21 protein-coding genes are annotated in these 23315 nt (G+C 66.9%); 11 read left to right on the plus strand and 10 right to left on the minus strand.

Features of this window, described 5'->3' with window-relative positions:
- Nucleotides 1-225: 225 nt before the first annotated feature.
- Together ahpF and ahpC are read right to left on the minus strand one after the other, a co-directional pair.
- Nucleotides 226-1779: an alkyl hydroperoxide reductase subunit F gene (gene ahpF / locus PO768_RS11995; protein WP_272646252.1), complete on the minus strand. Its 1554-nt coding sequence runs from the start codon at nucleotides 1777-1779 to the stop codon at nucleotides 226-228.
- Between the two features lie 160 nt (nucleotides 1780-1939).
- A complete protein-coding gene (gene ahpC / locus PO768_RS12000; protein WP_272646253.1) occupies nucleotides 1940-2503 on the minus strand; it encodes an alkyl hydroperoxide reductase subunit C in 564 nt (187 codons plus the stop codon).
- A gap of 606 nt (nucleotides 2504-3109) precedes the next feature.
- On the opposite strand from ahpC, the gene PO768_RS12005 reads away from it, so the two are divergent.
- On the plus strand, nucleotides 3110-4303 hold the full coding sequence (locus PO768_RS12005; protein WP_272646254.1) for a trypsin-like serine protease: 1194 nt from the start codon (nucleotides 3110-3112) through the stop codon (nucleotides 4301-4303).
- Between the two features lie 5 nt (nucleotides 4304-4308).
- Here PO768_RS12005 and lysA read toward each other — a convergent pair whose 3' ends face one another.
- Entirely contained in the window at nucleotides 4309-5550 is a 1242-nt protein-coding gene (lysA, locus tag PO768_RS12010) for a diaminopimelate decarboxylase (RefSeq protein ID WP_272646255.1), read from the minus strand.
- A gap of 107 nt (nucleotides 5551-5657) precedes the next feature.
- On the opposite strand from lysA, the gene PO768_RS12015 reads away from it, so the two are divergent.
- Nucleotides 5658-6563 (plus strand): LysR family transcriptional regulator, encoded by a 906-nt coding sequence (locus tag PO768_RS12015; protein ID WP_272646256.1) that lies wholly within the window; start codon nucleotides 5658-5660, stop codon nucleotides 6561-6563.
- Here PO768_RS12015 and dxs read toward each other — a convergent pair.
- From dxs to PO768_RS12030, 3 genes are read right to left on the minus strand one after another with little or no spacing between them, the layout of a single operon-like run.
- Nucleotides 6560-8452 carry a 1-deoxy-D-xylulose-5-phosphate synthase gene (gene dxs / locus PO768_RS12020; protein WP_272646257.1) on the minus strand — a complete coding sequence of 631 codons (1893 nt, stop codon included), beginning with the start codon at nucleotides 8450-8452 and terminating at the stop codon, nucleotides 6560-6562. The two genes, PO768_RS12015 and dxs, sit on opposite strands and share 4 nt — an antisense overlap.
- Nucleotides 8453-8494: 42 nt before the next feature.
- Nucleotides 8495-9382, minus strand: coding sequence for a polyprenyl synthetase family protein (locus tag PO768_RS12025; protein ID WP_272646258.1), 888 nt, complete (start codon nucleotides 9380-9382; stop codon nucleotides 8495-8497).
- A gap of 2 nt (nucleotides 9383-9384) precedes the next feature.
- Nucleotides 9385-9639, minus strand: coding sequence for an exodeoxyribonuclease VII small subunit (locus PO768_RS12030; protein ID WP_137941672.1), 255 nt, complete (start codon nucleotides 9637-9639; stop codon nucleotides 9385-9387).
- Nucleotides 9640-9968: 329 nt separating this feature from the next.
- Here PO768_RS12030 and PO768_RS12035 point away from each other — a divergent pair, with 329 nt between their 5' ends.
- The 4 genes from PO768_RS12035 to PO768_RS12050 all read left to right on the plus strand — a co-directional run bounded on the left by PO768_RS12035 (nucleotide 9969) and on the right by PO768_RS12050 (nucleotide 13517).
- Nucleotides 9969-11084 (plus strand): aromatic ring-hydroxylating oxygenase subunit alpha, encoded by a 1116-nt coding sequence (locus PO768_RS12035; protein WP_272646259.1) that lies wholly within the window; start codon nucleotides 9969-9971, stop codon nucleotides 11082-11084.
- 168 nt (nucleotides 11085-11252) lie between these two features.
- Nucleotides 11253-12146: a DMT family transporter gene (locus tag PO768_RS12040; protein WP_272646260.1), complete on the plus strand. Its 894-nt coding sequence runs from the start codon at nucleotides 11253-11255 to the stop codon at nucleotides 12144-12146.
- Nucleotides 12143-12988, plus strand: a complete 846-nt coding sequence (locus tag PO768_RS12045; protein ID WP_272646261.1) for a sulfurtransferase — start codon at nucleotides 12143-12145, stop codon at nucleotides 12986-12988. The genes PO768_RS12040 and PO768_RS12045 overlap by 4 nt, the downstream gene beginning before the upstream one ends.
- Nucleotides 12989-13082: 94 nt before the next feature.
- Nucleotides 13083-13517, plus strand: a complete 435-nt coding sequence (locus PO768_RS12050; protein ID WP_137941668.1) for a universal stress protein — start codon at nucleotides 13083-13085, stop codon at nucleotides 13515-13517.
- A 33-nt stretch (nucleotides 13518-13550) separates the two neighbouring features.
- Here PO768_RS12050 and PO768_RS12055 read toward each other — a convergent pair whose 3' ends face one another.
- On the minus strand, nucleotides 13551-14327 hold the full coding sequence (locus tag PO768_RS12055) for a ZIP family metal transporter (protein WP_137941667.1): 777 nt from the start codon (nucleotides 14325-14327) through the stop codon (nucleotides 13551-13553).
- 73 nt (nucleotides 14328-14400) lie between these two features.
- A complete protein-coding gene (locus PO768_RS12060; protein WP_269840617.1) occupies nucleotides 14401-15276 on the minus strand; it encodes a dienelactone hydrolase family protein in 876 nt (291 codons plus the stop codon).
- Nucleotides 15277-15372: 96 nt separating this feature from the next.
- Between PO768_RS12060 and ppx the strand changes: the two genes are divergently transcribed.
- On the plus strand, nucleotides 15373-16881 hold the full coding sequence (gene ppx / locus PO768_RS12065) for an exopolyphosphatase (RefSeq protein ID WP_272646262.1): 1509 nt from the start codon (nucleotides 15373-15375) through the stop codon (nucleotides 16879-16881).
- 74 nt (nucleotides 16882-16955) lie between these two features.
- Here the strand turns inward: ppx and ppk1 are convergent, their stop codons facing one another.
- Both ppk1 and PO768_RS12075 read right to left on the minus strand, forming a co-directional pair.
- Entirely contained in the window at nucleotides 16956-19022 is a 2067-nt protein-coding gene (gene ppk1, locus PO768_RS12070) for a polyphosphate kinase 1 (protein ID WP_137941664.1), read from the minus strand.
- Nucleotides 19019-19885 carry a UDP-2,3-diacylglucosamine diphosphatase gene (locus PO768_RS12075; protein ID WP_269840619.1) on the minus strand — a complete coding sequence of 289 codons (867 nt, stop codon included), beginning with the start codon at nucleotides 19883-19885 and terminating at the stop codon, nucleotides 19019-19021. Before PO768_RS12075 ends, ppk1 begins: the two co-directional genes overlap by 4 nt.
- 87 nt (nucleotides 19886-19972) lie before the next feature.
- On the opposite strand from PO768_RS12075, the gene PO768_RS12080 reads away from it, so the two are divergent.
- From PO768_RS12080 to PO768_RS12095, 4 genes are all read left to right on the plus strand, one after another.
- Nucleotides 19973-20902 (plus strand): hypothetical protein, encoded by a 930-nt coding sequence (locus tag PO768_RS12080; protein ID WP_272646263.1) that lies wholly within the window; start codon nucleotides 19973-19975, stop codon nucleotides 20900-20902.
- The gene (recJ, locus tag PO768_RS12085) at nucleotides 20899-22644 is read left to right on the plus strand and encodes a single-stranded-DNA-specific exonuclease RecJ (RefSeq protein ID WP_272646264.1); all 1746 of its coding nucleotides are present in this window, start codon (nucleotides 20899-20901) and stop codon (nucleotides 22642-22644) included. Before PO768_RS12080 ends, recJ begins: the two co-directional genes overlap by 4 nt.
- A gap of 119 nt (nucleotides 22645-22763) precedes the next feature.
- The gene (locus PO768_RS12090) at nucleotides 22764-23015 is read left to right on the plus strand and encodes a type II toxin-antitoxin system Phd/YefM family antitoxin (protein WP_272646265.1); all 252 of its coding nucleotides are present in this window, start codon (nucleotides 22764-22766) and stop codon (nucleotides 23013-23015) included.
- The gene (locus PO768_RS12095) at nucleotides 23012-23266 is read left to right on the plus strand and encodes a Txe/YoeB family addiction module toxin (RefSeq protein ID WP_272646266.1); all 255 of its coding nucleotides are present in this window, start codon (nucleotides 23012-23014) and stop codon (nucleotides 23264-23266) included. Before PO768_RS12090 ends, PO768_RS12095 begins: the two co-directional genes overlap by 4 nt.
- Nucleotides 23267-23315: the final 49 nt, after the last annotated feature.

A 23315-nucleotide genomic window follows, 5' to 3' on the forward strand; every position in this document is an offset into this window, starting at 1 on the left:
GGACGGTGGGAACCGACGGTCGCTTTGCCTTCGACGCCTCTTCACTGCCCTGCGCTGACAGGCGAGCCAACGACGGCTTCAGGCTCCAGACCGTGAGCTCGAATCCCAACCGCGTACGACCGCTGCAAAAAAGCCAGTCCCGCATCCTACGACAAACAGGCCGACCGATACAAATCGGCCGGCCTGCGGCGAGGAAAGATGTCGCGGCGTAAAGCCGCCCCGATCTCAGCTGCGCATCAGGTGATCAAAAGCTCCCAGCGCCGCCTTGGCGCCATCGCCGGCGGCGATGATGATCTGCTTGAAGGGCACGGTGGTCGCATCGCCGGCGGCGAACACACCCGGCACCGAGGTCTGACCCTTGGCGTCGACGATGATCTCGCCGTGCTTGCTGAGCTCGACCACGCCCTTGAGCCACTCGGTATTGGGCACCAGGCCGATCTGCACGAACACGCCCTCGAGCTCGATGCGCTTGGCCTCGCCGCTGGCGCGATCGATGTAGTTCAGGCCGCCCAGCTTACCGGCCGCGCCGGTGAATTCGCTGGTCTGGGCCTGCTTGATGATGGTGACATTGGCCAGGCTCTCCAGCTTCCTGACCAGCACCGCATCGGCACGCAGCTGATCGCCAAACTCAAGCAGCGTGACATGGGCGACGATGCCGGCCAGGTCGATCGCGGCCTCGACACCGGAATTGCCGCCGCCGATCACCGCGACGCGCTTGCCCTTGAACAGCGGGCCGTCGCAATGCGGGCAGTAAGCCACGCCCTTGTTCTTGTATTCCTGCTCGCCGGGCACATTGACGTTTCTCCAGCGCGCGCCGGTCGACAGGATCACGGTCTTGCTTTTCAGCGAGCCGCCATTGGCCAGTTGCACCTCGATCAAGCCGCCGGGCACGCTGGCCGGGATCAGCTTGTCGCCGCGCTGCAGATTCATCACGTCGACGCCATAGGCCTTCACATGGGCCTCCAGGCTCATCGCGAACTTCGGGCCATCGGTCTCCAGCACCGAGATGTAATTCTCGATCGCCAGCGTGTCATTGACCTGGCCGCCGAAACGCTCGGCCGCGATGCCGGTGCGTATGCCTTTGCGCGCCGCATAGACGGCCGCCGCCGCGCCGGCCGGGCCGCCGCCGACCACCAGCACATCGAAGGCGTCCTTGGCCGACAGCTTGGCGGCGTCCTTGTCCGCCGCGCCGGTGTCGAGCTTGGCAACGATCTCCTCGACCGTCATGCGGCCCGAGCCGAAAGGTGCGCCGTTCAGCCAGACGCTGGGCACGGCCATGATCTCGCGGCCATTGACCTCGTCCTGGAACAGGCCGCCGTCGATGACCACCGTCTTGACCCGGGGGTTCAGCACCGACATCAGCGACAGCGCCTGCACCACGTCCGGGCAGTTGTGGCAGGTCAGCGACATATAGACCTCGAAGGCGTAGTCGCCGTCCAGGGCCTTGATCTGCGCTATCACCTCGGGCTCGACCTTGGGCGGATGGCCGCCGGTCCACAGCAGGGCCAGCACCAGGGAGGTGAACTCGTGGCCCAGCGGGATCGCGGCAAAGCGCAGGCTCTGATCGGTGCCGGTGCGCTTGAGGCTGAAGGACGGCTTGCGGGCGTCCTGGCCGTCGATCTTCAGCGTGATCTTGTCGGACATCGCGGCGATGTCCTGCAGCAGGGCCAGCAGTTCCTGCGCGCTGGCGGAATCGTCCAGCGAGGCTTCGATCTCGAAGGGCTGGGTGACGCGCTCCAGATAGCTCTTGAGCTGGGTCTTCAGACTGTCGTCCAACATGATGGTCATCCTTTGCTGTTTTCAGGTGTGGCGATACATGCCACTCTGAAAACGCCCATGGAGACCGGGGACGCTTTCAGCGGGGCTGTCTGAGCCTTGGGGGTACCGCAAGCCCTCCCGGGCCTGCGGTTTTCTTGCCGATCAAATCAGCGCAAGCGCTTTAGATCTTGCCGACCAGATCCAGCGACGGAGCGATGGTCTTGGCACCTTCGTTCCACTTGGCCGGGCAGACCTGGCCGGGGTTCTTGGCGGTGTACTGGGCAGCCTTGAGCTTGCGCAGGGTTTCCTTGACGTCGCGGGCGATCTCGTTGGAGTGGATCTCGGCGGTCTTGATCACGCCGTCCGGGTTGATCACGAAAGTGCCGCGCAGCGCCAGGCCTTCTTCAGGGATATGCACGCCGAAGGCATTGGTCAGCGAGTGGGTCGGGTCGCCAACCAGCGGGAACTTGGCCTTGCCGACGGCCGGCGAGGTTTCGTGCCAGACCTTGTGCGAGAAGTGGGTGTCGGTCGTGACGATGTAGACCTCGGTCTCGGCCTTCTGGAACTCGGCGTAGTGCTCGGCCGCGTCTTCCACTTCGGTCGGGCAGTTGAAGGTGAAGGCAGCCGGCATGAAGATCAGGACCGACCACTTGCCCTTCAGCGACGCTTCGGTCACTTCAACAAACTTGCCGTTGTGGAAAGCCTGGGCCTTGAACGGTTGAACTTGGGTGTTGATCAAAGACATGGGAAAACTCCGCTAAGGGTGGATGGGAATGGACTGAATCATATCGGCCCCTATCGGCCCTTAGTTTTGATTAATCAAATCGGAGTCATTGCCTGAGCCTATTGATAAAGGCTATTGCACTGAAAATGTGCGATAGCAACATGCATGCCTTTTCTGCAACAGCCCTGACATCAGAGCCACTCAAGAGACGGCACGCTCGAAGCAGGCCAAGTCCAGCATTGCGCAAAATTGGTATCAGACCACTTTCGCACACCATCAGCTGGCAGAGTTCTAGCCTTTTGTTGCCCATGCCATTCAGGCCGGAAATTAAAGGGTTTACTCTGATGAAAACTCTTACAGCCCCCAGCCCAAACAGCTCATATCCGCTCACCCTGGCGAGCAAGCCTCGGGTTAACGATAGCCAATTTAAGACCAGTTTGTTCGAGGATCGCCCCGCGCAGGATGCATGGCGATCCCATGCTGTGGCGCATCAAGGGGCCAGACAGCACTGCCAGACCCCGTTCATCCATGTTCTACACAGGAAAACCCTAGGAAGTGGAGACAAGCATGACAACTGCATCGACACATCACCGCAGGCTGCTGCGCGCATCAGCCTTGATGGCTCTGATGGCGCTGGTCACAGCAACCCAGGCCGCCGAGCCCGGCGCCACCGCGCAACACGGCGGCATCAGCCCGCAAATCGTTGGCGGCACCGTGACCACCCCCTATTCCCGCCCCTACCAGGTTGCCTTGCTGATGAACGGCCGCCAAGGTTGCGGCGGCACCCTGATCAGCCCCAACTGGGTGCTGACCGCTGCGCACTGCCTGGACGGCGCGTCCACCGCCTCGCTGACCGTGCAGGTGGGTGCGCACAGCATCAGCCGGCGCGATGGGCAGAACATCCGTGTCAGCCAGATCATCAGCCATGAGAACTGGCGCGGCGCCCAGGGCATACGGTCGGGCTGGGACATCGCCGTGCTGCGCCTAGCCAGCCCGGCGCCGGCCTCGATCACGCCGGCCAAGCTACCGACCCCGGCCATCGAGGCCCAACTGGCCGGCGTCGGCCGCTATGTGACGGTGTCGGGCTGGGGCCTGACCCGCAACCAGGGCAGCCCCAGCGATGTGCTGCGCGAGGTCAATCTGCCGGTGCTCAGCAATCAGAGCTGCAGCAGCGAGCTGGGCTTCAATCTGCCCGGTTCGGTGATCTGCGGCGGCGGGGCCGGCGGGGTCTCGGCCTGCAATGGCGACAGCGGCGGCCCCTTCGCCGCCAGCGCCAACGGCAGTTTCTACAGCTTCGGCACCGTCAGCTGGGGCAATGCCTGCCGGGGTGCGACCGCCTTCACCCGCACCTCCAGCTATCTGGATTGGATCGCGCAGAAGACCGGGGTCCGGCCCGATGACGGTCAGCCCAACGACCTTCCGCCGGTGGCCCGCTTCAGCGCCAGCGTCATCGGTCTGAATGCCAGCTTCAGCGACGGCTCCAGCGATGACCGCGGCATCAGCCGCTGGGCCTGGAACTTCGGCGATGGCAGCAGCTCCAGCCAGGCCTCGCCCAGCCATGCCTATGCCAGCGCGGGCAGCTACACGGTGACACTGACCGTCACCGACACGGCCAACCAGAGCAGCAGCAGCTCGCAGATCGTCCAGGTGGGCGGCACCGGCGGTTGCGGCAATGCGCCAGCCTGGGATGCCAACCGCAGCTATGCGCTGGGCGAGCTGGTCAGTTACAAGGGCAAGAAGTACGAGGCCATCTGGTGGTCGCGTGCGGCCCAGCCCGACATCTTCAGCAACGTCTGGAAGCTGCTGGGCAGTTGCAGCTAGGTCACTCAATCCTCCAGCGCCAGCAGTTCCTCGACCGTCTGGCGGCGCCGGATCAGCCGGGCCGAGGCCGGGTCGTCGCCGTCCACCATCACCTCGGCGATCAGCGGCCGGCTGTTGTAGTTGCTGGACATCGAGGCGCCATAGGCGCCGGTGTCATGGATCACCAGCAGGTCGCCGACCTGGGCTTGCGGCAGCTCGCGCGGCACGACCACGCCGCCATCTTCCTGGGTGAACACATCGCCCGACTCGCACAGCGGGCCGGCCACCACGCTGGGCCGACCGGGGCGCGGCTGCCCGTCCTTGGCCAGCAGGCTCATCGCGTGATAGCTGCCATACATGGCCGGGCGCATCAGCTCGTTGAAGCCGGCGTCGACCAGCACGAAGTGATTGCGGCCGGCATTCTTGGTGGCCCGCACCTCGCTGAGCAGCAGGCCGGATTCGGCCACCAGGAAGCGGCCCGGCTCGATCTCCAGCCCCAATACATGGCCGACAATGCCCTCGGCCTGCTGGCGCGCGGCATCCCAGAGGCCGAAGTAGTGGGCGGTGTCGATCACCGCCTCGCCGTCACGGTAGGGAATGGATAGGCCGCCGCCGGCCGAGATGGCCTGCAGATCATGGCCGGCCGCACTGGCCTGGCGCACCAGCTCGACCATCGCGCCGCAGACTTGGCTCAGATGGCTGTAATCGACACCCGAGCCGATATGCATATGCAGGCCCACCAGCCTAAGGCCATGGGTTCTGACGGCCGCCAGCGCCGCGCCCAGCTCGGTATGCCAGATGCCGTGCTTGCTGTGCTCTCCACCGGTATTGGTCTTGTTGCTGTGGCCGTGGCCGAAACCGGGGTTGATGCGCAGCCAGACCGGATGGCCGGGCGATGCGGCGCCCAGCTGACCCAGCATATCGATCGAGCCGGCATTGACCGGCACGCGGTGCTCGACCACCGTGGCCAGCGTCTCGCGGTCCAAGAGGTCGGCGGTGAAGACGATCTCGTCGCCGCCGGTCTCGAAACCGGCCCTCAACGCTCGCAGGATCTCGCCGCGCGACACCGCATCGACCTTCACCCCCTGCTCTCGCATCAGGCGCAGCACATGGGTGTTGGAGCAGGCTTTCTGGGCGAAACGCACGGTGTCGAAGGCCTTCAGCTCGGCAATGCGCTGGCGGATCAGCGCCGCGTCATCCACCCACAACGGGGTGCCGAAGCGCTCGGCCAGCGACCAGAGCAAGGGGGCGGAATGGGAACGGGGCATGGCGTGCTCGTAGGCAGTCGGGATATGGCAGGCAGCATGCCAGCGCCCATCCATTCATTCAAATGCTTTCATTTCTAGAACCCATTCAATCCTGATATGGTTCGGTGATGTTGACCCATCGTCATATCGAGGTGTTCCGTGCCGTGATGACGGCCGGCAGCGTCACCGGCGCGGCCGGCCTGCTGCACAGCTCACAGCCCACCGTCAGCCGCGAGCTGGCCCGCATGGAGCAGTTGCTGGGCTATGCGCTGTTCGAGCGCCAGCAGGGCCGGCTGCGCGCCACCGCCCGGGCGCTGGCCCTGTTCGACGAGGTCGAACGCAGCTATCAGGGCCTGTACCGGGTCACAGAGCGCGCAGCCCAGCTGGGCCGGGCCGAGCAGACCCGGCTCGCGGTGCTGTGCCTGCCGGCCTTGAGCCATGCGCTGCTGCCCGGCGCCTGCGCCGCCTTTGTGCAGCGTCACCCGGCGGCCGAACTGTCGATCACGCCGCAGGAGTCGCCGCTGCTGGAGGAATGGATGACGGCACAGCGCTTCGATCTGGGCCTCAGCGAGCAGGCCCAGGCGGCGGCCGGCACACGGCTGGAGCCGCTGTGGCAGGGCGATGAGGTGTGCGTGCTGCCGGCCGGTCACGCGCTGTTGGCCAAGACCGTGCTCGAGCCGGCCGATTTCGAGGGCCAGGCCTTCGTCAGCCTCTCGACCGAGGATCCGTACCGGCTTCAGTTCGATGCGATTTTTGCGGCCGCCGGCGTGCGGCGCCGGCTGGCCATCGAGACCCACAGCGCGGCCGCCGTCTGCGCGATGGTGCAGGCCGGCCTGGGCCTGGCCATTGTCAATCCGCTGACGGCCCTGGCCTGCGCCGGGCCGAGTCTGCAGCTTCGGCGGTTTGCGGTATCGGTGCCGTTCCGGGTCAGCGCGCTACTGCCCCAGTACCGCCCAGCCCAGCCGCTGGTGCAAGACCTGCTGGACTGCCTGCGCAGCCATGCGGCCGCGCTGCAAGACCGCTTGCCCGTTTAGCTGTTAGCGGCCCGGGCCAGCGTGGGCCGCGCACCGAAGCGCTTCAGGATGCTCTGCTCGATGCCGGCGGCATCCAGCCCGCACAAGGCCATCAGCTTGGCCGGGTCGCCATGCTCGACAAACTCGTCGGGCAGACCCAGCTGCAGCACCGGCACCGCCAGCCCGGCGGCTTGCAGCGACTCCAGCACGGCCGAGCCGGCACCGCCCATCAGGCAACCATCCTCCACCGTCACCAGCGCGTCATGGTTGCGCGCCAGTTCGGCGACCAGCTCATGATCGAGCGGCTTGGCGAAGCGCATATTCGCCACCGTCGCGTCCAGCGACTCGGCCGCCTTCAACGCCGGGTACAACAGGGTTCCGAAGCTCAGGATCGCGATGCGCGAGCCGTGCCGGCGTAGCTCGCCCTTGCCCCAGGGCAGAGCCGACATGGCCTTCTCGGGCACGACGCCCGCCCCGGCACCGCGCGGGTAACGCACCGTCACCGGACCGTTGTGCTGGAAGGCGGTGAACAAGGCCTGGCGGCACTCGTTCTCGTCGGCCGGCGTCAGCACGGCCATATTGGGGATGCAGCGGGTGTAGGCGATGTCGTAGTTGCCGGCGTGGGTGGCACCGTCGGCGCCGACCAGGCCGGCGCGGTCCAGCGCGAACACGACCGGCAGATTCTGGATCGCCACATCGTGCACCATCTGGTCATAGGCACGCTGCAAGAAGGTCGAGTAGATCGCCACCACCGGCTTCAGCCCCTCGCAGGCCAGGCCGGCCGCGAAGGTGACCGAATGCTGTTCGGCAATGCCGACGTCGTGATAGCGGGTCGGGAAGCGCTTGTGGAAGTCCACCATGCCCGAGCCCTCGCGCATCGCCGGCGTGATGCCGACCAGGCGCTTGTCCAGCTCGGCCATATCGCACAGCCAGTCGCCAAACACCTGGGTGAAGGTGGTCTTGGGCGGCGTCACCGGCTTGACGAAGCCGACGGCGGGATCGAACTTGCCCGAGGCGGCGTGGTACTTGACCGGATCGGCCTCGGCCAGCTTGTAGCCCTGGCCCTTCTTGGTCACCACATGCAGGAACTGCGGGCCCTTCTTGCCGCGCAGATTCTCCAGCGTGGGAATCAGCGAATCGAGATCATGGCCGTCGATCGGGCCGACATAGTTGAAGCCGAACTCCTCGAAGATCGTGCCGGGCACGACCATGCCCTTGGTGTGCTCCTCGAAGCGGCGCGCAAACTCGTACAGCGGCGTGTTCTTCAGCACCGATTTGGCGCCCTCGCGCGCAGTGGCGTAGAACTTGCCGCTCATCAGCCGCGCCAGATACTTGTTCAGCGCGCCGACCGGCGGGCTGATCGACATATCGTTGTCGTTCAGGATCACCAGCACATCGCCGAGCAGGCCGCCATGGGCGACGCCGGCGTTGTTCAACGCCTCGAAGGCCATGCCGGCCGTCATCGAGCCATCGCCGATGATGGCGACGACCTTGCGGTCCTCACCCTTGAGCTTGGCGGCCATGGCCATGCCGTGGGCCGCCGAGATCGAGGTGCTGGAGTGGCCGGTGCCAAAGGTGTCGTACTCGCTCTCGTCGCGGCGGGGGAAGCCGCTGATGCCGTCGAGCTGGCGCAGCGTGCCCATGCGCTCGCGCCGGCCCGTCAGGATCTTGTGCGGGTAAGTCTGGTGGCCCACATCCCAGACCAGGCGGTCCTGCGGGGTGTTGAACACATAGTGCAGGGCCACGGTCAGCTCGACCGTGCCCAGATTCGATCCCAGATGGCCACCGGTCTTGGACACCGAGTCCAGCACAAAGGCGCGCAACTCATCGGCTAAGCGCGCCAGATCGCTGCGCGGCAATCGGCGCAAATCGGCGGGGCTGTTGATTTGGTTCAGCAGGGTCTTGTTCATGGTGTTCCCCAGCTCTCAGTGGTAGCGTAACTGGCTCTCAAGTCAGTTATCCCGCTCGACGACCTTGTCGGCCAGCAGGCTCAACCAAGCCGTGTTGGGCAAGCCGCTGGCGATCAGCGCCTGATGCGCCTCGTCCCGCAACTTGTCCGCATAGCGACGCGCAGCCTCCAGGCCCAACACCGACACGTAAGTCGGCTTGTTGGCATCCTGGTCCTTGCCGGCCGTCTTGCCCAGCACTTCGGAATCTTGCGTCACATCCAGGATATCGTCCACCACCTGGAAAGCCAGGCCGATGGCGGCACCATATTTGGCCAGCCCGTCCCAGGCCGCCGGCGTAGTCACGCCGCAGGCCGCGCCCATCAGCACGCTGGCCTGCAGCAACACGCCGGTCTTGCGGCGGTGCATATCGCGCAGCTCGGCCTCGTCCAGCGCCTTGCCAATACTGGCCAGATCGATGGCCTGACCGCCGGCCATGCCGGCATGGCCCGACGCACGGGCCAGCAGCGCGCACAGCCGCGCCTGCAGCGCCGGTGCCACACCGCTGTCGGGCGTCAGCACCTCGAAGGCCAGGGCCTGCATCGCATCGCCGGCCAGCATGGCCTGGGCCTCGCCGAAAGCCACATGGACGGTCGGCTTGCCGCGGCGCAGCACGTCGTTGTCCATGCAGGGCATATCGTCATGCACCAGCGAATAGGCATGGATCAGCTCGACCGCACAGGCCGCACGCATCGCCGCCTCGGACTCGCCCTGCACCGCATCGCAAGCGGCCAGCACCAGCAGGGGACGCAGGCGCTTGCCGCCTTCCAGCACCGCATAGCGCATGGCCACACCAAGGCCGGCCGGGGCCGATTCCGGCACCCAGGCGTCCAACGATTCTTCATAAGAGCACAGCGAACGCTGCACCCATTGTTCAAAAACTCCGGCATCCACGCTTAAGAGTCCTCCCATGGCTTCAATTCCCCACCCTCCAGAACCTTGACTTGTTGTTCTACGGCCTGCAGTCGAGTGCGGCAGAAACCAAGCAACTCCGCGCCGCGCCGGTAGCTGTCCAGCAACTGATCGAGCGGCAACTGACCCGCTTCCATCGTCGCCACCAAACGCTCCAGTTCGCCGAGCGCCTGCTCGTAACTGGCTGAAACCGCGTCCGTGGTGGACGCCTTCTTGGCGGCGGCAGAGGTCTTGGTCATTGCAAAACGCGAAACCGCCATTGTATCGGGTCAACCCTCGGTGCCCATTCACCCCCAAGAGGGCTGTCAGCTACCCGCCACAACAGGCCTCTCTGAGCTTGCCTTTACCCGCTCTTTACCTTCATTGCGCCCGCTCAAGGCGGGTACGCACCGAGCTGGGTACAATGCGCCCCTCGCTCCCGGCCATCATGGCGTGGCAGCGTGCCCCTCCCGAGCCCGGCACCACCGGGCTTTTTTGACACAAACCCGGTCTCACGCGCGCAGCCCTGTGCTGCGCACGGCAACGAGCCGGGGGGTTGACATTGGTTTCTTGGAGACCCTCTTGGATCATGTCCGACCTGAGCCTCACTCTCTCGGTTCTTGAACGCAGCGCCAAAACTCAGCTGCCTGTTACGTCCTACTTCGATGAGGGCCTGTTCCGCAGGGAGCAGGAACTGATCTTCCAGCACGGCCCGCGCTATCTGGGACACGCGCTGGCCGTGCCCGAGATCGGCGACCACTACGCCCTGCCTCAGGAGGGCGAGGGCCGCGCGCTGGTGCGCACGCCGCAAGGCATCGAACTGCTGTCCAATGTCTGCCGGCATCGCCAGGCAGTGATGCTGCGCGGGCGCGGCAACACCCGCAGCAATATCGTCTGCCCGCTGCACCGCTGGACCTATGACCTGAAAGGCGAGCTGATCGGCGCACCGCATTTCGAGCAGGACCCCTGCCTGAACCTGAACCGCTACAAGATCCGCGAGTGGAATGGCCTGCTGTTCGAGGACAACGGCCATGATGTGGCCGCCTCGCTGGCCAAGCTGGGCACGGCCGGCCAGCTGGACTTCAGCGGCTATGTGCTGGACAAGGTTCATGTACATGAGTGCGACTACAACTGGAAGACCTTTATCGAGGTCTATCTGGAGGACTATCACGTCGGGCCCTTCCACCCGGGCTTGGGTCAGTTCGTCAGCTGCGAGGACCTGGCCTGGGAGTTCGGCCGCCACCACTCGGTGCAGACCGTGGGCATCAAGCAGGCCCTCGGCAAGCCCGGCTCCAGCACCTATGCCAAATGGCATGAGCAGGTGCTGCAGTTCGGCAATGGCGCGCCACCCGAGCAGGGCGCGATCTGGCTGACCTACTACCCCCACATCATGGTGGAGTGGTATCCGCATGTGCTGGTGGTCTCGACCCTGCACCCTAAGGGTCCGCAGAAGACCACCAATATCGTCGAGTTCTACTACCCCGAGGAAATCGCCGCCTTCGAACGCGACTTCGTCGAGGCCCAGCAGGCCGCCTATATGGAAACCTGCGTCGAGGACGACGAGATCGCGCTGCGCATGGACCAGGGCCGGCGCGCGCTGATGGAGCGCGGCGACAATGAGGTCGGCCCCTACCAGAGCCCGATGGAAGACGGCATGAAGCATTTCCACGAGTGGTACCGCCGCGAAATGAAGTTCGTCGGCTGATCAACGTGAGCCCCCTGCCCTGAGTACAGGGACACCCCCCCGAGGGGGTCACGCCGCTCTTGGGAGCGGCCCGGCGCGCGACTTGCCGCCTTCAGCTCGCATACGCCAAACGCCCCGCGCCGCCTGCTGCCGGGGCGTTTTTTCTGCGTCTGCCGCGACAATCGGCCGATGTCTGCCCCCTTGCTGATGATTTGCGCCACCTTTCTGTTCGCCACGATGGGGGTCTGCGTCAAGCTCGCTTCCGCGCACTATGACGCCAGTGAGATCGTCATGTACCGGGGCCTGATCGGCGTGCTGATGATGGCCGCGCTGTGCCGCTGGCAGGGTCAGACCTTGCGCACCCGGGTGCCGGCCATGCATTTCTGGCGCAGCCTGTCGGGCGTGCTGGCGCTGTCGCTGTGGTTCTACTCGATTGGCAAGCTGCCGCTGGCCACCGCGATGACGCTGAACTACATGTCCTCGGTCTGGATGGCGCTGTTCCTGATCGGCGGTGCGGTGATGCTGGGCAGCGCCCGGGTCGACGGTCGCCTGGTCGGGGCGGTGCTCCTGGGCTTTGTCGGCGTGGCGCTGGTGCTGCGGCCGACGCTGGACCAGCAGCAGCTCTGGCATGGCCTGGCCGGCCTGCTCTCGGGCATGTTGTCGGCGCTGGCCTATCTGCAGGTCACCTCGCTGGGCCGGGCCGGCGAGCCGGAAGACCGCATCGTGTTCTATTTCTCGCTGGGCGGCGTGCTGGCCGGCGCACTGGGCACCCTGGGTTTCGGCGAGCTGCATGCCCACAGCCTCGAAGGCGCGGCCCTGCTGCTGGCGGTGGGCCTGCTGGCCACCGCCGCCCAACTGATGATGACGCGTGCCTACGGCCGCGGCAGCACCCTGGTCAATGCCAGCCTGCAGTACCTGGGCATCGTGTTCTCCTTCATCTACGGCGCGCTGCTGTTCCGCGACGCGATCACCTGGACGGCCCTGGCCGGCATGACGCTGATCATCGCGGCCGGCCTGGCCGCCACCGTGCGGCGGGCCCGCAGCACCCCCAAGGACAGGCAACACTCGGTCACAGAATCATGAGCCATCACACCCTGGTTTCCGCACTGCAACTGCAAGCCCTGCTGGCCCAGGCCGAGCGCCCCGTGCTGCTGCTGGATCTGAGCTTCGATCTGGCCGACACCGGTGCCGGCGAGCGCGCCTACGCGCAAGGCCATCTGCCCGGCGCCCACTATCTGCATCTGGACCGCGATCTCAGCGCCCCCAAGACAGGAAGCAATGGCCGCCACCCGCTGCCCGAGCGCCAGGCCTTTGCCGAGCGGCTGGCGACGCTGGGCCTGAGGCATGACAGCCAGGTGGTCTGCTACGACGCCCAGGGCGGCATGTATGCGGCGCGCGCCTGGTGGATGCTGCAGTGGCTGGGCCATGCCGATGTGGCCGTGCTGGACGGCGGCCTGCAGGCCTGGCTGGCCTCGGCCGGCGCGCTGAGCACCGAGCTGCCGCCGCAGCGGGCCGGCGATTTCAAACCCGGCCCGCCGCTGGTGCAGGCGCTGGATGCCGATCGCCTGCAGGCCAGCCTGGGCCGGGTGCGCCTGATCGATGCCCGCGCCGGCGAGCGCTTTCGTGGCGAGGTCGAGCCGCTGGACGCCAAGGCCGGTCACATCCCCGGCGCCAGCAACCGCCTGTTCAAGAGCAATCTGGGGCCTGATGGCCGGTTCCTGCCGGCCGAGCAACTCAGGCAGGAATTCAGTGCCCTGCTGGCGCCCTATGCGCCGGCCCAGACGGTGCACCAGTGCGGCTCAGGCGTCACCGCCTGCCACAACCTGCTGGCGATGGCGCATGCGGGCCTGGTCGGGTCCGCGCTCTATCCAGGTTCGTGGAGCGAATGGTCGTCCGACCCGCGGCGCCCGGTGGCCCTGGGCTGAGCCGAGCTTGAGATAGCGCAAGACAAGCCGGGCGCGGCAAGGCAAGATCAACCCAACCCCGAACCCCGGGGTGCCAGGCACAAGGAGGATCGCCATGTTCAAGCGCATCATTGTCCCGACCGACGGCTCCGAAATCACGGCCAAGGCCGTCGGCACCGCCGTCCAGCTGGCCAAGATCCACGGCGCCCGCCTCTATGCGGTCAGCGTCAAGGAGCCTTTCCCCTACAGCGCCGTCTCCGAGATGCAGCCGACCCCGCCGCAGGAGTTCTTCGATGCCCAGGAGCGCATCGCCAGCGCCCGGGTCAAGGAGGTCGTGGCCGCGGCCGAAGCCGCCGGCGTGCCCTGCGAGGGTCACACGGTCGAGGCCCTGCACGCCTGGGAAGCGGTGATCGAACACGCCAAGACGCATGAGGCCGATCTGGTCGTGATGGCCTCGCATGGTCGGCGCGGCTTTCAGGCCATGCTGCTGGGCAGCGAGACCCAGAAGTTGCTAACCCACTGCACGATCCCGGTGTTGGTGGTGCGCTGATGGCCCCATGCTAAGGGCCCGTGCAGCAGCCGCTCAATGCGCGTGGCTGCCGCCCACCAAGACCAGAACCAGCCCCAGGCCCGCCGCCAGCCAGGCCAGCTGGGCGGCGGTTTCGCGCCAGGGCAGGCGGCGCTGCAGCTGCGGGATCAGATCGGCCACCGCCACATAGATGAAGCTGCTGGACGCCGCCACCAGCAGGTAGGGAAACAGGTCCTGCCAGGGGCCGACCACGAAGTAGCCCAGCACTCCGCCGACCACCGCCGCCAGGCCCGAGATCGCGTTGTAGAGCAGGGCCTTGGCGCGCGAGAAGCCGGCGTTCAGCAGCACGATGTAGTCGCCCACCTCCTGCGGAATCTCGTGAGCGATGATGGCCATCGCGGTGACGAAGCCCAGATGGGTGTCGGCCAGAAAGGCCGCGGCGATGATGATGCCGTCGCAGAAATTGTGGATCGAGTCGCCCACCAGCACGGCCAGCCCGCCGCGCCCCGCCTGCTCCGAATCGAAGTGGTGGTGATGGTGGTGGCCGTCGCCCTCGTGGTGATGGGTATGGCGGTACAGCTCGGCCTTCTCCAGCAGGAAGAAGAACATCAGCCCGCCCAGCAGCACCAGGAACAGCTCATGCGGGCTGGCCTGGCCCTCGAAAGCCTCGGGCAGCACATGCAGCAAGGCCGTACCCAGCAGCACGCCGGTCGACAGGCTGACCAGGTGCTTGACCACGCGCCCCAGCAACCCGACGGTCAGGCTGGCCGCGATCAGCACCGACAGCAGCCCGCCCACCAGGGTGGCGAGCACGATGTAGAAAAGAGTCATGAAAATCCAGTGAACAAAAACAAACCGCGCCCGATCGAGTCTCGGACGCGGTTCGCCGCCAGGCCGGCGCGGCTCAGCCCGCGCCGTTCGCCTTCAGCCAGCGCAGACAGCGCTTCCAGCCATCCTCGGCCGCTTCCTTGCGGTAGCTGGGGCGGTAGTCGGCATGGAAGGCATGCGGCGCCTCGGCATAGAGATGGAACTCGCTGCGCTTGGCGGCCGCCGAGCCTTGGGCCAGGGCAGACTTCATCTTATCAACCGTGTCAAGAGGGATGCCAGCATCCTGGCCGCCGTACAGGCCCAGCACCGGGGCATGCAACTGGCCGGTGACATCGATAGGAAACCTGGGCTGCAGCGGCACCGACTGCCCCACCAGGCGCCCGTACCAGGCCACGCCGGCCTTCACGCCCGGGTTGTGGGCCGTGTAGAGCCAGGTGATGCGGCCGCCCCAGCAAAAGCCGGTGATGGCCAGCCGCGAGGTATCGCCGCCCTGGGCTTTGGCCCAGGCCACGGTGGCATCCAGATCGGCCATCACCTGCGCGTCCGGCACCTGGTTGATCACCTCGGCGATCAGCTTGGCGGTCTCACCGTAGCTGCCGGCATCGCCCTGGCGCACGAACAGCTCCGGCGCAATCGCCAGATAACCCTGCTTCGCGAAACGCCGTGCCACATCGGCGATGTGCTCGTGCACACCGAAAATCTCGCTGATCACCAGGATCACTGGCGGATTCTTGGCGCCGGCGGGCTGGGCGCGGTAGGCCGGCAGCTTGAAGTCGCCCGCCGTGATCATCACCTCGCCAACCTCCAGGCCCTGGCTGTCGGTCTTGATCACGGTCTGGGCCATCACCGGCAGCACGGCGGCGGCAAAGCCGCTGCCGACCGCGGTGTGGACGAAATCGCGGCGGTTGAAGTCGCGTCCCGGATGCAGGCTCTCCACATCTTCCTTCGGCATTTCAGACTCTCCTGTGACAGGTGTTGCGTTGCAGGGACAGCGGATTCTAGGTGGCTGCCATCGGCGCGCCTTGGTTTGCCGCGACAATCCCCCGCCATGAGTTTGCCCGCCACCCTGAACGCACCGTCCACGCTTGCCGCCATCGACATGGGCTCCAACAGCTTTCGCCTGGAGATCGCCCAGCTGCACCGAGAGCAGTACAAGCGGCTGGAGTATCTGAAGGAGACCGTGCGCCTGGGGGCAGGTCTTGATGCCGAGGGCCGGCTGACCGAGGCGGCCATGCAGCGCGGCCTCGATTGCCTGGCCCGCTTTGCGCAACGGCTGCAGGGATTCGCGCCGCAGCAGGTGCGCGCGGTCGCCACCCAGACCCTGCGCGAGGCGCGCAACCGCGACGAGTTCCTGCGCCGCGCCGAGCAGCTGCTGGGCTTCGCTATCGAGGTGATCTCCGGCCGCGAAGAGGCGCGCCTGATCTATGCCGGCGTGGCGCGTCTGCAGGCCTCGGACAAGCCGCGCCTGGTGATCGACATCGGCGGCCGCTCCACCGAGATGATTCTGGGCCAGGGCCGCACCCCCATCACGGCCGAGAGCTTCCAGGTCGGCAGCGTCAGCCTGTCGATGCGCTTTTTCCCCGAAGGCCTGTTCACGGCCGAGGCCTTCCGCGCCGCCCAGGTGGCGGCCGGCGCCGAGCTGGAGGAGGCGCTGAGCCTGTTCGACCGCACGCTGTGGCGCGAGGCGCTGGGCTCCTCCGGCACGGTGGGCGCGGTCTCGCAGCTGCTGGCCGGCAGCGGTATCACCGACGGCCGCATCACGCCCGAGGCCTTGCGCTGGTGCATCGCCCAATGCCTGCAGATGGGCCATGTCGACAAGCTCAAGCTGCCCGGCCTGAAGGAGGACCGCCGCGCGGTGGTCGGCGGCGGGCTGTGCATTCTCTACACCTTGCTGACTCAGTTCGGCATCGAGGAGCTGCTGCCCACCAAGGGCGCGCTGCGCCAGGGCGTGATCTTCGATCTGGCCGAGCGCCTGGAGGCCGAGCGCCATGCGACGCTGGGCGATATGCGCGACCACTCGGTCACGGCGCTGCAGCAGCGCTTCGGCGTCGACACCGGGCAGGCCCAGCGCGTGCGGCAGCTGGCCCTGGGCCTGTACAAGCAGCTGCAGCCGCAGGCGCCGCGCGAGCTGCAGCGCGAGCTGGGCTGGGCCGCCGCGCTGCACGAGATCGGCATGATGGTGTCGCACCACGACCATCACCGCCACAGTGCCTATCTGCTGTCCCATGTCGACGCGGCCGGCTTCTCGCAAAGCCAGCTGCGCCGCCTGGCCGATCTGGCGCTGGGCCAGCGCGGCGGCCTGCGCAAGCTGGAGGCCAAGCTGCCCGATGCCGACTTTGTCTGGCAGCTGCTGGCCCTGCGTCTGGCCGTGCTGGCCTGCCATGGGCGCAGCGCCGTCAGTCCGCAGGCGCTGAAACTGACGCGCGACAAGCAAGGCGTGCTGCTGAGCCTGACCCAGCGCTGGGCGGCGCAGCAGCCGCGCGCGGTCTACCTGCTGCGCGAGGAGGCCGAGGCCTGGACGCGCAACGGGGCCCTGAGCCTGCGACTGCAGGCGTGATCAGCGCTTGCCTGCGGCTGCAGGCGTGACCAAGGGCGTCCTGCGCTTGCAGGCCTGAGTGCCCCGGGGCCGGCTCAGTCCGGCCCGAAGTGCCGCATCAGCACCTGCTGGGCGCTGACGCCGCTGTCGGAGATGCGGTTGGAATGGCCGTCGGGGCCCAGCTGCCAGGCATCCAGGCTGTCGTGCAGATAGGGCTGCAGCGCCTCGTCGATGACGCGCTGGCGCAGCTTGGGGTCCAACACCGGCCAGGCCACCTCGATGCGGCGGAACATATTGCGGCTCATCCAGTCGGCGCTGGACAGGTACAGCGCCTCCTGCTCCTCGCCATCGCCCCAGCGGAAATAGCTGACGCGCGAGTGCTCTAGAAAACGCCCCACCACCGAGCGCACCAGGATGTTCTCGCTGACGCCCGGCAGCCCCGGCGGCAGCATGCAGGCGCCCCGCACGATCAGATCCACCCGCGCGCCGGCCTGGCCGGCCGCGAGCAGACCGCCGATCAGCTCGGCATCGGTCAGCGCATTGATCTTCAGCACCACCCGCGCCGCATAGCCGGCGCGCGCGGCCTCGGTGACCTGCTGCAGGAACTCCATCATGCGGCTGTGCATATTGAAGGGCGCCAGCAACAGGCGCTTGGGCGCCTTGATCTTGCCCAGCGAGGCAAGCTGGCGGAACACCGTGTCGGCATCGGCCGTGATGTCGGGGTCGGCGGTCAGATAGCCCAGGTCGGTGTAGAGCCGCGCGGTCTTGGGGTTGTAGTTGCCGGTCGACAGATGGGCGTAGCGGCGCAGCACCGGCTTGCCACCGTGCATCTCGCGGCGCATCACCATCAGCAGCTTGGCATGGGTCTTGTAGCCGACGATGCCGTACACCACCTGGGCGCCGACCGCCTCCAGCCGCTCGGCCCAGTTGATATTGGCCTCCTCGTCGAAGCGCGCCTTCAGCTCGACGACCACCATCACCTCCTTGCCGCGCCGCGCCGCCTCGATCAAGAGGTCCATCAGCTCGGACTTGCTGCCGGTGCGGTAGACCGTCTGCTTGATGGCCAGCACATCGGGGTCATGCACCGCCTCGCGCAGGAACTCCAGCACCGGCTCGAAGCTCTCGAAGGGGTGGTGCAGCAGCACATCGGCCTTCTTGATGCGGTCGATGATGGACTTGCCGCGCGGCAGCCGACCCTCGGGCCAGACCGGCTCGTGCGGCGCAAAGCGCAGCGCGGGCGCGTCGGTCTGGTCGATCAGCTCGTTCAGCCGCACCAGATTGACCGGGCCGTTGACACGGTAGAGCGCCGCCGGCGGCAGCACGAACTGCTCCAGCAGAAACTGCGACAGCTCCTCCGGACAGGTGTTGACCACCTCCAGCCGCACCGCGCGGCCGAAATGCCGGGTCGTCAGCCCCGAGCGCAAGGCATGGCGCAGGTTGGCGATCTCCTCCTCGTCGACCTCCAGGTCGGAATCGCGGGTGACGCGAAACTGCGAGAAGGCCTCGACCTGGCGCCCCGGAAACAGCTCCTCCAGATGGGCGCGGATCACGCTGGTCAGCAGCACAAAAGCCTGCTGGCCACCGCTGATCGCCTCGGGCAGCTTGATCACGCGCGGCAGCACGCGCGGCACCTTGACGATGGCGATGCGGTTGTCGCGGCCGAAGGCGTCCTTGCCCGACAGGCGCGCGATGAAGTGCAGCGACTTGTTGGCCACCTGCGGGAAGGGGTGGGCCGGATCCAGGCCCACCGGCATCAAGAGCGGCCGCACCTCGCGCTCGAAGAACTTGCCGACCCAGCGGCGCTGCTCCTCGTTGCGGTCGGCATGGTTGAGGATGCAGATATGCTCCTTCAACAGCACCGGCATCACCTGCTCGTTGAAGATCGCGTACTGCTGGTCGATCAGCACATGGGCGGCACGGCCGACCCGCTCGACATCGCGGCTGCTGACCTGGCTGGCCGGGTCGCGGGCCGCCTCCAGCATGTCGGCGAAGCGCACCTCGAAGAACTCGTCGAGGTTGGACGAGACGATGCAGATATAGCGCAGCCGCTCCAGCAGCGGCACATCGTCGCGCTGGGCCTGGGCCAGCACACGCCGATTGAATTCGAGGATGGCCTGCTCGCGATTGAGCAGGGCGAGCGAAGGCGTAGCCGGCAGCGTCATTGAATGATTTTATGAACGGTGGATGACATTTTCATGACGGACACCAGTCGCTTTGTGACGGGTTCTGGGGCCGCCGCGCGCAGCGCGCTCCAGTCCAGGATCTCGAGCCGGCCATCGGCATGTTCGACCAGGGCGGTCAGGCTCTCGACCCAGTCGCCATCGTTGGCGTAGAGGATGCCGTCGATATCGCGCAGCTCGGCATGGTGGATATGGCCGCAGACCACGCCCTGCACGCCGCGCTTGCGCGCCTCGCGGGCCAGCGCCTCCTCGAAATCGGACACATAGCTGACGGCGCGCTTGACCTTGAGCTTCAGGTATTTGGACAGGCTCCAGTAGGGCAGGCCCAGGCGCGCGCGCAGTGAGTTCAGATAGCGGTTGAGCTTCAAGGTGAACTCGTAGGCCGTGTCACCGACATGGGCCAGCCATTTGGCGCACTGGATCACGCCGTCGAACAGATCGCCGTGCGTGACCCAGAGCTTGCGGCCATCGGCCGTCTCGTGTATCCACTCCTCGGCCACCTCGATGCCGCCGAAGCTGTGCTGCAGATACTTGCGGGCGAACTCGTCATGGTTGCCGGGGATGAAGACCACGCGGCAGCCCTTGCGCGCCTTGCGCAGCAGCTTCTGCACCACATCGTTGTGCGCCTGCGGCCAGTACCAGCTGCGCCGCAGCTGCCAGCCATCGATGATGTCGCCGACCAGGAAGAGCTGCTCGCATTCGACTTCGCGCAGGAAGTCGAGCAAGGCCTCGGCCTGGCAGCCCGGCGTGCCCAGATGCAGGTCCGAAATCCAGACGGTGCGAAAGCGCAGGCTGCCGCGCTCGTCGGGGGCATCGCTCGGGTCCATGTCGTGGGCTCGCTTCATGGTCCTTCAGCATGGGCACCGCCGATGTCGGCGCCGTGGCGAGGCCGTGAAGAATGGGTGACAGCGGCCGGCCTCGATAATCGCGCCATGCATCTGATGATTCCCCACGCCAGCGCCCTGGGCGAGGCCGGCCGCCACGCCGCCCAGACCCTGGCCCTGCCCCGCCTGGCCGCCCTGCTGGGCCGGCTGGCCCCCGACAGAAGCCTGGGCAGCGACGAATACAGCCCCCACACCCCGCTGGAGCTGGCCCTGGCCGCCCACTGGGGCTGGACCGCCGACACCCCGCTGCCCTTTGCGGCGGCCCAGGCCGCCGATGACGGCATCGCGGTCGAGGCCAAGGCCTGGGCCTTGCTGACGCCGCTGCATCTGTCGGTCGGCAGCGACCAGATCACCGCCTTCAACCCGCAGGCGCTGAAGCTCAACGAGGCCGAGTCGCGCGCCTTCTTCGAATCGCTGGCCTGGCTGTTCCCTGCTGATGAGGGCTGGACCATGGCCTGGGGCGCGCCGACCCGCTGGTATGTCGCGCATGAGAGCCTGGCCGACTTGCCGAGCGCCAGCCTGGAGCGCGTCATCAACCGCAATGTCGACCCCTGGATGCCCGAGGCGCGGCGTCTGCGCAGCCTGCAAAACGAGCTGCAGATGTTGCTGCACCGCCACGCGCTGAACGAGGCCCGCGAGGCGCGCGGCGCGCTGCTGCTGAACTCGGTCTGGATCTCCGGTTGCGGCCGCGCACGGCCGCGCGCGCCGCAGCCGGATCTGCTCATCGACGCCCGGCTGCGCGAGCCGCTGATCAACGAGGACTGGGCCGCCTGGGCCGACGCCTGGGCCCAGCTGGACGCCGGGCCGCTGCGCGAACTGCTGCAGCGCGCCGAGGCCGGCCAGCCGGTCGAGCTGACGCTTTGCGGCGAACGCTTCGCGCGCCACTACCGGCCCCAGGCCAGGAGCGGCCTGAGCCAGCTCTGGCACAAGCTCGCTGCGCCCAAGGGCGATGTGCTGGCCGCTCTGGAGGCCCTATGAGCGCGCCGCAGCTGCTGACCCGCGAGGTCTCGCCGCGCGCCAGCTGGGCGCTGGAGCAGGCCGGCCTCTCGCCGCTGCTGGCCCGGCTGTTCGCGGCCCGCGGCGTGCGCACGGCAGATGAGCTGGACGACGGCCTGGCCCGGCTGCTGCCGCCCGAGGGCATGAAGGGCATGGCCGCAGCCGCCGTGCTGCTGGCCGACACGATAGAGGCAGGCGCGCGCATCTGCATCGTCGCCGACTACGACTGCGACGGCGCCACCGCCTGCAGCGTCGCGCTGCGCGGCCTCAGGATGCTGGGCGCAAGACCTGACACCGTCGGCTATGTGGTGCCGGACCGCGCCGTCCACGGCTACGGGCTGACGCCCACCATCGTCGAGCTGGCCATGCAAGGCCCTGAAAGTCAGCGCCCCGCCCTGCTGATGACGGTGGACAACGGCATCGCCAGCCTGGCCGGCGTCGCCCATGCCCAGGCCCTGGGCCTGAAGGTGCTGGTGACCGATCACCATCTGCCGGCGCTGGTCGATGGTGTCACCGTCGTGCCCGAGGCCGAGGCCCTGGTGAACCCGAACCAGCCGGGCTGCAGCTTCGAGAGCAAGAACCTGGCCGGCGTCGGCGTGGCCTTCTATGTGCTGCTGGCGCTGCGCAGCGAGCTGCGCCGGCGCGGCCGTTTCGACGCCGCGAGCCAGCCGCGGCTGGACGGCCTGCTGGACCTGGTGGCGCTGGGCACGGTGGCCGATGTCGTCAGACTCGACGCCAACAACCGACGCCTGGTGGCCCAGGGCCTGCGCCGCATGCGCGCCGGCCGCATGCAGCCCGGCGTCGCGGCCCTGTTCAGCGCCGCCGGCCGCGATGCCTCGCGCGCCAATGCCTTTGACCTGGGCTTCGCCTTGGGACCGCGCATCAATGCGGCGGGCCGCTTGTCCGATATGACCTTGGGTATCGAATGCCTGTGCACCGATGACCCGGCGCGCGCGCTGGAGCTAGCCCGCCAGCTCGATGCGATCAACCGCGAGCGCCGAGAGATAGAAGCCGGTATGCGCGAGCAGGCCGAGGCCAAGCTGGATGAGCTGATGCAGAACCCGGCACTCAAGGGCGACGCCCCGCCGGCCCTGTGCATTTACGAGGCCGAGTTCCACGAGGGTGTGATCGGCATCGTCGCCGGCCGGCTCAAGGACCGGCTGCACCGCCCCACCTTTGTGTTCGCCACCGGCGCTGACGGCCAGCTGAAGGGCTCGGGCCGATCGATCCCCGGCTTTCATCTGCGCGATGCACTGGACCTGGTGTCCAAGCGCCACCCCGAGCTGCTGAAGAAGTTCGGCGGCCATGCGATGGCGGCCGGCTGCACCTTGGTCGAGCACGGCTTCGAGGCCTTCGACGCGGCGATGCAGCAGGTCGCCCGCGAGTGGCTGGACGCCGCCGCGCTGACCCGCACCTTGCGCACCGACGGCCCCCTGCCCGCCGAGGCCTTCACGCCCGAGACCGTGCGCGAACTCGACGCCCAGGTCTGGGGCCAGGCCTTCGAGGCGCCGCTGTTCTGCGACGAGGTGCAGGTGATCTCGCAGCGCATCGTCGGCGAGCGCCATCTGAAGCTGCGCCTGCGCCAGGGCGGTGTGCTGCGCGACGCGATCTGGTTCGGCCACATCGACCCGGTGCCCGAGCGCGGCCTGCTGGCCTACCGGCTCAGCCTGGACGAGTACCAGGGGCAGCAGCGGGTGCAGATGATTGTGGAGGCGATGGCGTAGCGGGCCTGGCCCGGCGGCTTCGTGACGCCGGGCGTCATGCAGCTCTTGGGCTTTTCTGTCCGTGGTAGACCTGACTTGCTTCGACTTGTACAATAAAATGTACTTCTCGAAAGCTCGCCATGGATGCCATCACCTACTCTTCAGCTCGCGCAAACCTTGCTCGCACGATGGATCGCGTCTGCGAAGACCACGAGGCGCTGATCATCACCCGCAATGGCGAGCAGTCGGTGGTGATGCTCTCGTTGGAGGACTACCAAGCCCTTGAAGAAACGGCGTACCTGCTTCGCAACCCCGCCAATGCCAAGCGATTGCTTTCGGCCACCACGCAACTGGGTGCCGGCAAGGGTGTGGAGCGGAAGCTGTCCAAGTGAAACTGATCTTCGCTGACGAGGCCTGGGAGGACTACCTCTTCTGGCAGAAGCAGGACAAGAAGATGGTCGAGCGTATCAACAAGCTCATCGCCGAAGTGGAGCGCGAACCGTTCTCTGGAGTTGGCAAGCCTGAACCCCTCAAGCACGCGCTTTCTGGCTACTGGTCGCGGCGCATCAATGATGAGCACCGCATGGTCTACAGGATCGAGGGCGAGTCACTTCTGCTTGCTCAGCTCCGATATCACTACTGAGCGCCACCGAGTCAAAGGATGCCCCCGTCCCTAGCCAGCCGCGATGCCG

This window comes from Paucibacter sp. XJ19-41 (assembly GCF_028462495.1).
GTDB lineage: Bacteria > Pseudomonadota > Gammaproteobacteria > Burkholderiales > Burkholderiaceae_C > Roseateles_E.